Origin of the sequence: Microcystis sp. M31BS1, from assembly GCF_020245285.1 — a bacterium.
In the GTDB taxonomy this organism is placed as follows: Bacteria; Cyanobacteriota; Cyanobacteriia; order Cyanobacteriales; family Microcystaceae; genus Microcystis; species Microcystis panniformis.
Map to the genome: position 1 here is coordinate 1 of NZ_JADBVE010000165.1, position 11530 is coordinate 11530.

At 41.8% G+C, this 11530-nt stretch carries 11 protein-coding genes; 2 read left to right on the forward strand and 9 right to left on the reverse strand.

Going from position 1 to position 11530, the window contains the following annotated elements; all coding sequences use genetic code 11:
- The first annotated feature begins 123 nt into the window (after window positions 1-123).
- Window positions 124-1683 (forward strand): NAD(P)/FAD-dependent oxidoreductase, encoded by a 1560-nt coding sequence (locus IM509_RS09510; RefSeq protein WP_052278295.1) that lies wholly within the window; start codon window positions 124-126, stop codon window positions 1681-1683.
- Here IM509_RS09510 and IM509_RS09515 read toward each other — a convergent pair.
- From IM509_RS09515 to IM509_RS09525, 3 genes are all read right to left on the reverse strand, one after another.
- Complete coding sequence (locus IM509_RS09515; RefSeq protein WP_287716841.1) at window positions 1658-1846, reverse strand: hypothetical protein; 189 nt, start codon at window positions 1844-1846, stop codon at window positions 1658-1660. The genes IM509_RS09510 and IM509_RS09515 overlap by 26 nt on opposite strands.
- Window positions 1797-3305 carry a helicase C-terminal domain-containing protein gene (locus IM509_RS09520; RefSeq protein WP_052278294.1) on the reverse strand — a complete coding sequence of 503 codons (1509 nt, stop codon included), beginning with the start codon at window positions 3303-3305 and terminating at the stop codon, window positions 1797-1799. Before IM509_RS09520 ends, IM509_RS09515 begins: the two co-directional genes overlap by 50 nt.
- Before the next feature lie 455 nt (window positions 3306-3760).
- Window positions 3761-4765, reverse strand: coding sequence for a PEP-CTERM sorting domain-containing protein (locus IM509_RS09525; RefSeq protein WP_052278293.1), 1005 nt, complete (start codon window positions 4763-4765; stop codon window positions 3761-3763).
- A 1104-nt stretch (window positions 4766-5869) separates the two neighbouring features.
- Here IM509_RS09525 and psb28 point away from each other — a divergent pair.
- Entirely contained in the window at window positions 5870-6208 is a 339-nt protein-coding gene (gene psb28, locus IM509_RS09530) for a photosystem II reaction center protein Psb28 (RefSeq protein WP_002786964.1), read from the forward strand.
- A gap of 87 nt (window positions 6209-6295) precedes the next feature.
- Here the strand turns inward: psb28 and IM509_RS09535 are convergent, their stop codons facing one another.
- From IM509_RS09535 to IM509_RS09560, 6 genes are read right to left on the reverse strand one after another with little or no spacing between them, the layout of a single operon-like run.
- Complete coding sequence (locus IM509_RS09535; protein ID WP_002786963.1) at window positions 6296-6814, reverse strand: FKBP-type peptidyl-prolyl cis-trans isomerase; 519 nt, start codon at window positions 6812-6814, stop codon at window positions 6296-6298.
- 6 nt (window positions 6815-6820) lie between these two features.
- Entirely contained in the window at window positions 6821-7144 is a 324-nt protein-coding gene (locus tag IM509_RS09540; protein ID WP_002765298.1) for a phasin family protein, read from the reverse strand.
- A gap of 14 nt (window positions 7145-7158) precedes the next feature.
- A complete protein-coding gene (locus tag IM509_RS09545; RefSeq protein WP_185237650.1) occupies window positions 7159-8982 on the reverse strand; it encodes a phosphodiester glycosidase family protein in 1824 nt (607 codons plus the stop codon).
- Window positions 8983-8992: 10 nt separating this feature from the next.
- A complete protein-coding gene (locus tag IM509_RS09550) occupies window positions 8993-9493 on the reverse strand; it encodes a type II toxin-antitoxin system VapC family toxin (RefSeq protein WP_052278291.1) in 501 nt (166 codons plus the stop codon).
- Window positions 9478-11025 carry a bifunctional pantoate--beta-alanine ligase/(d)CMP kinase gene (locus tag IM509_RS09555; protein ID WP_052278290.1) on the reverse strand — a complete coding sequence of 516 codons (1548 nt, stop codon included), beginning with the start codon at window positions 11023-11025 and terminating at the stop codon, window positions 9478-9480. The genes IM509_RS09550 and IM509_RS09555 overlap by 16 nt, the downstream gene beginning before the upstream one ends.
- Before the next feature lie 51 nt (window positions 11026-11076).
- On the reverse strand, window positions 11077-11232 hold the full coding sequence (locus IM509_RS09560) for a YciI family protein (RefSeq protein WP_002786959.1): 156 nt from the start codon (window positions 11230-11232) through the stop codon (window positions 11077-11079).
- Window positions 11233-11530 lie beyond the last annotated feature (298 nt).

Genomic DNA, 11530 nt, shown 5'->3' on the forward strand with positions numbered 1-11530 from the left:
GATAACTGATAACTGATAACTGATAACTGATAACTGATAACTGATAACTGATAACTGATAACTGATAACTGATAACTGATAACTGATAACTGATAACTGATAACTGATAACTGATATAAGATTATGTCTTTAGTTGCATCTTTACTCGATCGAGTATCTCCTCAGAGTTTACAACAATTGCGAGCCAGCGATCAAACTTGGCAAGCTTTGCGTTTAGAAAATCCGCTTATTCCTACGGTAATTAATCAAAGTCAAGAATCTTTAGGAGAGACGGATTTTGATCTAGTTATTGCGGGGGGAACCCTAGGAATTTTTATCGGGGCTGCTTTGCAAACTAGGGGCTGGCGTGTGGCATTATTAGAAAGAGGTATTCTGCGCGGTCGTGAGCAGGAGTGGAATATTTCCCGTTTAGAATTAAGCAGTTTTTTAGAGTTAGATTTATTGACCGAAGTTGAATTAAATCAAGCAATAGCGACGGAATATAATCCTGCTAGGGTGAGATTTTATCAAGGTTATGAGCTTTGGGTCAGAGATATTTTAAATATTGGTGTTGATCCAGTTTATTTGCTAGAGACTTTAAAAACTAAGTTTTTGCAAGCGGGAGGAAAGTTATTAGAAAATTCGGGGTTTAGCGGGGCAATTATTCATCCCGATGGGGTAATGGTTAAAACGGGAGAAATGACTTTAAAAACCCGTTTATTAATCGATGCCATGGGTCATTTTTCGCCAATTGCAAAACAGGCAAGAAAAGGAGAAAAACCCGATGGAGTTTGTTTAGTGGTGGGTAGTTGCGGTCAGGGTTTTCCCAGTAATGAAACTGGTGATTTGATTTATTCTTTTACCCCAATCTTGCACCAATGTCAATACTTTTGGGAAGCATTTCCCGCTAGGGATGGTCGGACAACTTATTTATTTACCTATCTCGATACCCATCCTGATCGCTTTAGTTTAGAATTTTTGATGGGGGAGTATTTAAGATTACTGCCGGAGTATCAAAAGGTGGATTTAGAAGCGGTAAAGTTTCAGCGTTTTCTAGCGGGTTTTTTCCCTGCCTATCGTCAAAGTCCTTTAAAAATGCCTTGGTCAAGAATTCTGGCAGTGGGAGATAGTAGCGGTAGTCAATCTCCGGTAAGTTTTGGCGGTTTTGGGGCAATGGTTAGGCATTTAAAAAGGCTAACTTTTGCCATCGAGGAAGCTTTACAAATCGATGCTTTAAACCGAGAAGATTTAGCTCTTTTACAACCCTATCAACCAAATATATCGGTAACGTGGCTATTTCAAAAAACCATGAGTGTCCGGATGTCTGCTAACCCTAATCCCAATCAAATTAATGACTTAATGAGTGGAGTTTTTCGGGTAATGGATAAGTTGGGAGATGAGGTATTAAAACCGTTTTTACAGGATGTGGTGCAGTTTTCTTCCCTCTCAAAAACTTTGCCTTTGGTTAATCCTCAATTAGTTTTACCGATGATTCCACAAGTGGGTATCAGTCCTTTTATTGATTGGACGGGGCATTATTTTAATTTAGCTTTGTATAGTTGTTTATATCCCTTGGCAGCCAACTTACAACCTGTTTTAGAAAAGTTACCCGACAAGCAAAAATATCTTTATCATCGTTATTTGGATAGTTGGAAATATGGCTCTGGGGGAGATTTTATCAGTAACCTGATAACTGATAACTGATAACTGATAACTGATAACTGATAACTGATAACTGATAACTGATAACTGATAACTGATAACTGATAACTGATAACTGATAACTGATAACTGATAACTGATAACTGATAACTGATTTAATCTTTATCTTGAAAAAATTGTTGATCGAGATAATTGACTTTAGCATAGGGTTCTAAAGCGGAGAGAATTTGTCGGCCATAACTGCGAGCATTGACACGATTATCGAGGACAGCCACACAACCCTGACACTCCCGGAGAGACTGAACAGATTGCTGAATTTCCCTCACTGCTGTGGGTAAAAGATAGGCACGAAACCAGTCGAGATGTTGTCGTTTGTAGTAAGCAATTTTGCCAGCAACGAGAGGATTTTCGGGGGAAGGTAAGGGTAAAGTTGCGATAATTAATAAACTGGGAGTAAGAAATTTTTCTTGATGGGTTTGCCAGAATTGCCAACCACAAACGAGAATAGTATTACTATTAATTTCAGTTTTTTCCACTTGCACTCGCGAACCGTAATCGGCTGCGATTTGGGTGGCAATTTGTGCCTTGAGAGGAACATCTTCAATCAGGATCACGATCGGTTGTTCACTGGTATGATTAGCACTAACTAATTCCCGCACTTGCTTTAATAACATCGGTTGAAATTCGGGGGTGTTGGGGGCGCTGATGCGATCGGGTAGATATAAATGAATATATTCACTTTCGCGATCAGCTGCAAACTTTAGAGTTAAAATATCTCCGATACCCTGATTTTGACGGTATAAATTAGCGGATTTTTCGCTATCTAAAAAACTGCCGATTAAAACAAAGGGTTGCTGCTGCCAAATCGGTTTGAAAAAACTAGCCACCTCCAAAGGACTGATTTTTAGGGTAAATTCTTCTCGCTCTCGATCTACTGATGTCCAGAGGAGATAATTATGCTCGGGGATTTTTGCCGCTAAAAGTTGCCAAGCAGAATCAGTGGTTAAGTCTTGATGCAAGCGTTGCAGGAGAGCAATTATATATTCTTTTTCTTTGGCATCGATAAGATAGCAATTATAGGGATTAATTGGATGACCAAGAATACTTTGGCTAAGTTGTGCTTTAATTAAGTCTATAAACTCTCTATGCTGGGGATATGCTGACTCTAAAGCAGACCATTGTTCGGGAGTAATGGTGACGGTGAGATAATCTACTAGACAAGTTTCTAAATCTTCGGCTCGATCAATTATAGTGGCGATATTCTGGGGAAAATGACCGAGATTGCCCAATTTATCCTCTAACCATTGTTGGGGTGTGGTGAGGAGTAAACCGGTAAAATTAGCCGGAAAGCGATCGCTTTTGAGGATATCTCGCTGAGTTTGTAACCATGCTTGCAGACGGGGTATTTCCACTTCTAACAGTAGGTTTACTTCCGACTCTGGGGCAACAATCAGAACAGGTGTATTACCCAAAAGGGCTGGGGTGAGATAACTGAGACAATAACGGGTGAGAGTAGTTCCAGTTTGTATGAGAGAGGAACGTTTTAGGCGTAAAGCTCTAGCCACCAGTCGCCCCATAGTGAGATGATGAGACCAGTAAAAGCGTCCTTGTTCGCGTAAAAAAGCGCGTAGGGAAGAATGAACCGCTGCTTCTAATAAAACCATCTCATCTCAGTTATTGGTTATCAGTGATCGATCATAGCCTTGATTTTGCCACTGATTGCACTCCGAGACTCTCTTACGGTGATTTAGGTTGAAGCTCAAATTTTATCTTGGAACGGTAAAAACCTAGAAACTAGGTAGGGTTGCTGAATAATGGTAAAACCCTTTTAAAATAAGGCTTTTGACCTTTTTGAAATCCAAAAGTGCCTCGTCTGGGAGTGAGCAGGGGGAAAATTCCGGGACTTTTTCCCTGAAAATTAGGTAATTGAGCAGATGAAAATCGGTAAAATCCTACACTCCACACCCCACACCCCACACCCTACCCCCACCGAAAACTTTTTCAGCAAACCCTAGGTAAATGTGATTTTGCGGTAAAAAAAGCGATAAAAAACCACAATTGAACATTTTATGGCTTTTTACCGCAATTTACAGCCTTAAATTGTCAGGTTTATTTTCTGTTAGGATTTTTTACCACGACGAGATATTAAGGCTCCGATGGCACCGATACCAAAAATGCCCAGTGTCATGGATGGCTCGGGGACGGGAGTGGCAGTGATCTTAAATTCACTGGTGATAAACATTCCGAAAACGTTATCATCATTGGTTGGGTTCACTGTTTTTAAGCGCAGGAAGGTATCTCCATGCGAGATAAAAGCGTCAGGATTAGCACTATTGCCAAGAGCGAGATTATAGTATTCATCATCGATTCGCGGCCCACTGAAGGGGGAATCGAACGGGCCGGGGTTAGTAGGACTGTCACCTATCCCCCCAACAGTTATTAAGCCTCCTCGGGCTCCTTCGCCATCATCCTGTCCTCCTGCGCTACTGGTTAATCGTCGATTATTGGTCGAATTAGTGGTTACGTCAATCTCAGTGGCTTGCCCACTCGGTTGACGGCTATAACTAGAGGCGAGGGAAACCAGAAAATCTCCCCCAGTGTAAGGACTGGCAAAATCAAACTGGCTCGTGTCTCCCCCGGTGGACAGTTCCCCGTCTAAAATAACCGAGGTAAAACCTTGGGTAGAAGAATTGCTGTAGGCAACGACAAGAACCGCACCATCGTTATCGCCATTCTCAACGATACTAAAGTCTTGTAATCCTCCCGTAAAAGAAGAAGCGATGATACTGGTGACATCCCAACGGGCGGTGGTGGCTGGGTTTTGATTGGGACCAAGAATAGTTGCTGAACCCAAGGAAAGTGTACTCCCATTAAAAGTTACTCCGTAAACTGGACTCATATCCCAGACGGAAGTGGCATAGAGATAAGCCCTCTGAATAGTAGAACCTGTGGGTATATTGGCTTGAATAAATCCACTGTTAGTTGTGCTTCCGAAGCCGTCAATAGAAAGGGCGGCGTTGGAAATGACATTTTGTACCACCAAACTAGCGGAAGCAGGGGCAATGTTTAGGCAAAGTCCAACAGTAATCCCCAGGGGGAGCAATGAATAAGTAAGTTTTTTCATGATGAGCAACTGGCAACAACTTTTAGATTATAGCGTTTATCATGAGGATGAAGTATGGCGGTATTTGTCATCATCTCTGGACGATCAGATAATATTCCGACGTTCCGCCGTTGCGTCGTTCTCTAAAACCAGAAACTTCGTATCTCACTGTTAAGATAACTGCTAATAGACTGCATATCTATTCATAATTTGTTTAAGTCAAATTTTTCAAAAGTAATGGCAGAGATGGTTAATTATACTCACACCCCAAAATCTCTCCCAGAACGCCGTTTTTGGGCGTTTTTGAAATAGGGTGAGCGTTTCCAGCTTAGGTTCTTGTTTACTTACGATAGACATAGCGTGCTAACAGACTTAAAAACCATTGGATGTAAAAGATTACTTTTGCAATTAGCTTTGACAAATCTCAACACAGTCTGGATGAGAAACGGGAAGCAATGGCAACAATTTAATCTACACCAAACATGATCGTACAGCCTTCATATAAAGACTTGTGTGATTTGACGCAGTAAAAGAAGTATTTAAGGACACAAGTAAGTTAAAACACACGCAATAAAAAGTTTTTATTAAGAAGGGACAGAACCCCGACAGGGGATGTACTATAGAGGACATGGAAATTAACAACCGACTACAACCCCGGAACTATTCCATCAAATTAGTTCCCTCAGAGAACCAACTTGAGCCAGATTGCACACTTTTGTCTGTTTGTCAAATTTTATGTAGGGTCTGCTGGAATAAATCTAAAAACATTGTTGGATAAGGTTTTTAGACTTTTTTCCCCTCAAAAAGTGCTGACCATTGGAGTGATCGCGGGTAAAATTCCAGGACTTTTTCCCTGAATTTTAGGTAACTGACTACCTCAAAATCGGGAAAACCCTACACCCCACACCCCACACCCCACACCCCACACCCTGCCCCCACCAACAAACTTTTTCAGCAGACCCTATGTAAAGAAAGATGTTACCAATGGATAGGCCGCCTACGAATCAGGAAAAATGGTACTGGTATTGATATTTTGAGCTTATGCTGTCCCATCTGCTTTTTACTTGCGACTTGGTGTGAGATGATGTAGAAAGGCGTGTTTTATGAGAAGGATAAAGAAAAGTAATGGCAGAAATTCAGTTTTCCAGGGGGTTAAAAGAATCAGTTGTTCCCGATATCCGCTTAAGTCGCACGAAAACGGGAGAGAAGGGATCGGCAAAATTTTATTTTGATCAACCGACTATCCTCGGAGATCAACAAACCGAGGAAATCACGGGGATGTATCTCATTGATGAGGAGGGGGAAATCGTCACCAGGGAAGTAAAAGGCAAATTTATCAACGGTAAACCCATGGCGATCGAAGCTACGGTTATTTTTAATTCTCCCGCAGAGTGGGATCGTTTTATGCGTTTTATGGAACGTTACGGCAGCGAAAACGGTCTAGAATTTACTAAATCCTCTTGATTTTGCCCTTAGCTTCTGGCAATCTGTCAAAAAACCCGCATTCAGAAGCGATGCGGGTAGAGGTAAGAAATCAGAGGAAAAACCTATTTATTTGACTCCCAACAATTCCACATCGAAAAGTAAAGTCGCGTTGGGAGGAATCACCCCACCAGCACCCCGCGCACCATAACCTAATTCTGGGGGGATAATTAAGGTACGCTGCCCACCGACTTTCATCGATGCGACTCCCTCATCCCATCCTTTGATCACTTGACCAACTCCAATGGTAAAGGTAAAAGGTTGATTGCGATCCTTGGAACTATCGAATTTTTTGCCGTCTGTCAGGGTTCCCGTGTAGTGAACAGTCACTTTTTGACCTTTTTGGGGACTTTCTCCGGTTCCTTCCACTATATCGATGTATTTTAGTCCCGAATCGGTGGTAACTGCTTGATCTAAATCCATGGAGATGATTTCCTTATTAATAGTTTGAGTGATAGGGGGTGGATCGATTTCTGCGGCGATCGCATTGGTTTTTTCCCCCCCACCAAAGAGGGAAGCAGCGATTAAAAATAAGCCACAAACCGCAATAATAGCAAAACTGAGCAAGATTTCGCGCATTGATTTCATAGTTCCCTAACGCCAGAGTTTATTCTCTAAGTCTCTCACCTGTCGTTCTAATCTATCAATCCTTCCCCGCAGTTCGTCCATTTCCGATTGTCGGGGAACCCCTAAATCCTGCAAAATATGGCGAATATAGCGTTCTAAGTTATTCTCGAAGTTCCCCTGTTCAGACTTCATCTGTGTCATCAGATCATCGACAAAGTTTTTAGCCTGATCAGAATTGATTTTACCGTCTTTGACTAATTCATCGCTCACTTCTTTGATCTTTTCTGCCACCATGGAAGTAGTGCCAATACCCATCAGCAGCAATTGTTTAATCCAGTCGCTATTATCCATTGTTTTCACCCCCTTCAAGGAGACGGTGATAAAAATATTCCTATTCCATTATGGACTTTTGCGGCGGTAACGGCAGAGCGATCGAGCAGATAACCCGCCAAGGCTATTCCAGTGGAACTACCCCCATCTAGGTTTAAACCGTCCTTTGCCGCCATTAACAGCAAAATTCGGGCTAATTCGCCTAAAGTTGCCCCCCTTCCTCCGACGCGATTATGGATAGCCACTAGCAAAATTTTTCCTTCTTGACTAACTGCGATCGCACTGCGGGAAGCTTGTTGATTTTGGAATGCCGGACTAAATTTTTCGGCATTTCCATCTAAAACTATGCGCCCATTCTGCAATAATAGGGGACCAGCACCTAAAATCTGGGGATAATTAGCAAAATCTCTCGGTAGGGTGACGCTATCGAGATTGACTCTCTCACCAATATTTAAATTAATATCTGTCTTTCGGCAGATGACTAAATAGCTATTTTCTGGTATGTCTATACTATCCTGTGGCAAAAGATTATTTAATTTCTCCGTTATGCGATCGCCTTGCACGACTAACCCGGTTTCGCGCTCGGTGAGGGGATGATAATTACTTCCCCAATCACGAGTATAACGACTGCAGCCGGCTGCTACAAAGGCACTATTTAACTGGGTTAGGGGAAAACGTTGTCCGGTGGCAGTAATGAGAGTTTCCTCTAAACTCAGGCGATCGATCCTGATTTTACCACGATTATCCCATGCGATCGCTCCTCGGTTTAAAATTGGTCCGGATAACCATTTACCATCCACACGAATTGCCCCCAAAGGTAACTGATTATTACGATTAAAAAAGCCGCCATTAATCATCGCTACCGCATTACTTTCGCTATTAATCGTGATCAGGGGATTAGTGCCGCGCATTGAGGTGGAATTAGCGGTGATTGGTTTAATAGTTATCTGAGGATTTCTGGGATCGATTTCTAACCAAGTCACGGGAAACCAATCTTGATCTAACTGGATATATTTTTGATTCCAGACTAACCCTGGTTGCCAAACAATGCGCTTTTCATCCATAGCATCGGGACGAGAATCAATGATAATTCGGGGAGGATTATCCACACTGCTGATCTGTAATCCGTAGGCAGTAGGAAGGTTAATTTTTAAACGACTGATCACTCCATTATTTTCTAAAGAAGTGATCTGAGTGGCTAAGTTATTATTGGAGTTACCTAGATCATCTTCATCGTTATTTTGATTACTGTTGCTGATAGTTTGGGGTTGAAACCTAGAGATGAGCGATTGCTGGGCATTTCCTTCTAGGGTAATCACTGCTTCATTTTTTGCCTGACTAACTTGCCAAAAGGTCGGGCGATCGAGTTGAATAATAATCCTTTGTACTGCCCCATAATTTTCTAGCTGAATATCTTGAATCTGAGGAGCAGGAAAGTTAATAGTTAAACTATCGCCATTAATAGTGGTTGTCGCCCCCATTTTTAGTAAAATATCCGTAACATCTAGCCAGCGATCAGAGTCGATCAAATTAGCTGATAAAGTTTGTAAATTAAACCAGTTTATCGGTTGCTTTTTTGGATCATTTGTGCTAAGAAAATCCATGCCGAATAATTGTCTTGCTCCCGTGTCACCCATGGCGATTCTGGTACTATTTGCTGTTGTCCACTGTCGCCAAGAAACGGGCAAAGAACGACCATTAAGAATAATTGTTCGTCCCTGTTGCTGGTTTGATAAATCCTTAGCAGCTAAAGTTATTGGTGATCTGTGATCGGCTAAAGATATAGCTGGACTGCCGATAATTATCAAGGAAATTACCGTTAAACAGATAGATGAGAAAGTCAGGTAATTTAACTTCATAATTATCCCCCTAAATCACCTGAGTTAAGGGAAAATTTGAGGATTTATATCCTTGGCAAGAGAGGCTAGAAGGGACTATATTTTTTTGATAAATAACCTCTAATAATTCTTCAGGTGTTACTACCATCGGTTTAGAGTTATATAGATAACTAGAGGCTTTTTTAAGTTTTTGATCATAGGTAACTAAATAATCACAATTAGCGGCACTACTTAAAATTAAAACATCATTCGAGTGTACCAAAATATTGCGAATATCTCTAGCATTTTGCCAATATTGATCAAGTTTAACTAAATCAAAATCCAAGATAGTCACCTTTTCTTGAATCCGATCGACTATTTCAGGATGATTACGAACTTCTGCCAAAAATAATAACTCTTGTAAAACGATCGCATTAATAGCAAGACAAACGCGATCGAGTATTTCTCGATCGAATAAATGTACACTGGCTAGATCTCCTCGTAGATAAGAAATCAAAACATCAGTATCTAAAAAAACTAGAGACTTCCCCATTGATTTTCTTCTCCTTGATGATAAAGAGCAATGATTTTTTCCGTGACTTCTGTAATACTGAGATTATCGGTATTAACTTCGATCGCATCTGCGGCTTTTCGCAGGGGTGCTAGGGAGCGATTACTATCCAAATAATCCCTTTTTTCAATCTCTTGGGTTAATTCTGTGAGACTAATACCCCCATTTCCCTGCGCTTCTAAGTCTTTTAATCTCCTTCTCGCTCTTTCTTCGGGTGTCGCTGTCAAGAAAATCTTTAATTCCGCTTCTGGGAAAACATTAGTACCAATATCTCGACCTTCCACAACTATTCCCCCCGACATTCCCAGCTGTCTTTGCAGGGTGACTAACTGCTGTCGCACCGCTTTTTGAGCGGCAATTCTGGACACTTGCGCGGTAATTGCGGGAGAGCGAATCTCTAAAGTCACATCCTGCCCATTAATCTTCACTATAGTCACATTTTCGGGACTATCGGCCGGAATTATTGCTATCTTCGCTAAAGATAATAACTCGGCGATGGCCGCTTCTGCGGACAAATCCAGACCGGAATTCACCACTAACCATGTCACTGCGCGATACATCGCACCGGTATCGAGATAGGTTAACCCCAATTTTTCCGCTACTAAGCGCGTGACTGTCGATTTTCCCGCTCCAGCAGGCCCATCAATAGCGATAACTGGCCGACGTTGACACAAGATAATATTATCAATTAAACGGGTTTGACCGATCAATCCAGCGATCGCTAATAAGCCCCTTGCTTCGATCTGCTCGATCGGTTGTAAACTCTGGGGATGGACTAAATCCAGATACTGACAGCGAAATTCTGGCACTCTGTCGAGATTTTTTTGGACAATAGCCAGTAGTTTTTCCCTTTGTCTTTCCCCTAAACGAAAACTTTCGAGAGCTAATTGCAAACTTTGGGGGATAATTGTCGCTTTTTCCCTTTCTGTGGCTGATAGATACTGATTGCGAGAACTAACGGCTAATCCCGATGTTTCTCGCACTGTAGCACAAGCGCGAATCTCGATCGCTAAATTTAAATCTCTGACTAATTGCCGGATAATCGCTAACTGTTGGGCATCCTTTTCGCCAAAATAGGCGATCGTCGGTGCAATAATATTAAACAACCGCGTGACAATTGTGGCTACTCCCTGAAAATGTCCTGGACGAAAAGCACCACATAACCCGCTAGTCAGAGAAATCGGGGGAACAACTGCGGTTATCTCCTCAGAATCACCAATTCCTAAAGTTTCCGCACTCGGAGCAAAAATAGCAGCAACTCCCAAGTATTCACACAATTGGCGATCGCTTTCAAAGGTGCGGGGATAGCGAGAAAAATCCTCTGTAGGGCCAAATTGTAGAGGATTAACAAAAATACTAACCACAGTCACCTCCGCTTCCGTCACTGCGCGTCGAATTAGACTAGCATGACCTTTATGGAGAGCGCCCATGGTTGGCACGAGGGCAATACTGTGATCGGGGCGATAATCAGCCAAAAAAGTGCGTAAACCGGGGATTGTCGTGAATATTTGCACAGGGTTCACTCCTTTAATAGCCTATTCCACTACTATTCGCCATTCGTGCAGTTAATACTCCACATAGCCATTTTTAATCAGGGGATGCTGCCCGATGATCGATTCGGCTGCTTCCGGGGAATCGGCTTTAAATAATAACATCCCATCGCCTCTTTCTAGCCAATAACTCGTTTTTGTCTCCTGTCCTGTCTCGGTTAACCGCTGCACATAGGCTTGTTTGACAAACTAGGGCATAATTTTTTTCAGGACAATGACTGGTAAGCATCCCGAAAATTATATAGATTAATGGCAAAAAAGACTTGACAAAATTCCTCGATTTGACCTATACTTTTTATTATAATGGGAATCCGTGCCGAAATATATATGGCTCTTCGGTTTATGTTATGCAATGAACGGGGGTTATAGAGGATGTAACCCTTGTATAGAAAGGCATTTAGCGATTTTTGTCAATTATTTTTCTCTAGAGCGAACTAATCAATTAAGTCTCTTGCCAGATAAGGATTTA